Origin of the sequence: Arthrobacter glacialis, assembly GCF_002909445.1 — a bacterium.
Taxonomy (GTDB): domain Bacteria; phylum Actinomycetota; class Actinomycetes; order Actinomycetales; family Micrococcaceae; genus Specibacter; species Specibacter glacialis.
Genome location: NZ_PPXC01000042.1, coordinates 1 through 1577, shown reverse-complemented (window position 1 = coordinate 1577; position 1577 = coordinate 1). Strand labels below are relative to the sequence as shown.

2 protein-coding genes are annotated in these 1577 nt (G+C 58.0%); both read left to right on the top strand.

Annotated features, from left to right (window positions below; genetic code table 11):
* Positions 1–324: 324 nt before the first annotated feature.
* Positions 325–543 (top strand): hypothetical protein, encoded by a 219-nt coding sequence (locus CVS27_RS20985; RefSeq protein ID WP_165788370.1) that lies wholly within the window; start codon positions 325–327, stop codon positions 541–543.
* On the top strand, positions 501–1568 hold the full coding sequence (locus CVS27_RS20300; RefSeq protein WP_306418517.1) for an IS3 family transposase: 1068 nt from the start codon (positions 501–503) through the stop codon (positions 1566–1568). The genes CVS27_RS20985 and CVS27_RS20300 overlap by 43 nt, the downstream gene beginning before the upstream one ends.
* Positions 1569–1577 lie beyond the last annotated feature (9 nt).

Sequence of the window (1577 nt, the reverse complement as noted above, 5' to 3'; positions counted from 1 at the left end):
CCCTACGTGCCAGCCTTGAGTGAGAGAGTTTTTCTCATTCATGTTTGGTGGGGCAGGAGGAGATAATTATTCATGGATATTCCCCAGAGGCCTTCCCGTCATGCGCATTTCTTGCCGGCGGAGCGGTGGGCCTTGTTGCTCGAATTCGATAAGTGCCTGGATTATGGTTCGAAGTCGGCTTTTTACCGGAAGGTTCAAGTGACGAGGAAGACTCTGAAGACTTGGTCCCAGGATCGGGACGAGGGACGTTTGACGGCCCCTGGCGAGAACCCGGCGGTACGGGCGGAACGGTCTAGGATGTCGGGCCAGGACCAGCGTGACTTCATGAAGCTCGAGCGTGAGAACGCGGCGTTGAAGCTGAAGTTGGAGCAGTCCGTGGCGACGGTAGACATCCTAAAAAAAGCATCAGCGCTGTTGGATTCCCTAGCCAAGAGCGCCTCGAACCTGCAGACTCCGGAAGTGACAGAAGAGGTGGTGGAGCCGCAAGAGGAGTCCGAGGGCTGGCCAGCCTGGCTCAAGCCCAAGAACGACGAAGGGTCCTGACGCCGTTCCTTGCGCAGCTGCAGGCCTTCGGCGGGCACTCGGCGGTGAAGGCTTTGGAGCTGCTGGGGCTGTCCTCAGCGACCTACTACCGTGAAAAAGCAGCCCCGGTGCCGGTGAAGGCCATGATCCTGCAAAGGGAGCGGGTGCAACCGGCGACGCTGAATCCAGAAGAGATCGAGATGATCACCGGGTGGTTGAGCGCACCGGAGAACATGCTGCTCTCCGTGGCCAAGGTGTACTACAAATACCTAGATCAAGGCCTCCATGTTGCTTCTAAGCGCTCCTGGCACCGGGTCGCGGCGGCCGCGAAGCTCAGTGGTGACCGCCGCCGGCAAGCGAGTCATCCGCCGAAGAAAATCCCGCAGCTGATAGCTGCCTGCCCCAATCAGGTCTGGTGCTGGGACATCTCGAAAGTCAAAGGAACACGGCTGCGTCAGTTCTTCGATCTGTACCTGATCATGGACATTTACTCCCGCTATATCGTGGGCTGGAGAGTGGAACACACAGAGGTTTCAGCAACCGCTGCCGACATGCTCACCCAAGCCGTCAACGAGGCGCCACACGCCCCGGAATACCTCCACAGCGACAACGGGGCCTCGATGAAAAGCACCATCATGGCAGCCACTCTGGCCGGGCACGGCATCGCTCGTTCCTTCTCACGCCCAAAGGTCAGCAACGACAATCCCTTCAGCGAATCACTCTTCAAAACATTCAAATACGAGACCACCTACCCCCAAGGATTCCCAACCCTGGAAGCTGCCCGCGAGTACGTCGCCGCGTTCGTGATCCGCTACAACAACTCACACCAACACGAAGGCATTGCCGGCCATACACCAGCCACCGTTCACCACGGACTAGTCGATGAAATCAACACCAAACGACAAATAGCCCTCGACGCCAGCTACGCCGCCAATCCCTCACGATTCACCCGCCGACCCATGGCACCCCAGATCGACGCCTACGTCGCCATCAACGACCCCAAACAACGAACTCAACAAAACGTCAATCTCTCTCAAACAGGTTGACAGATACCG

Coding starts and splice junctions, on each gene's coding strand:
- CVS27_RS20985 (WP_165788370.1), top strand. CDS start 325: ATGAAGCTCGAGCGTGAGAACGCGGCGTTGAAGCTGAAGTTGGAGCAG.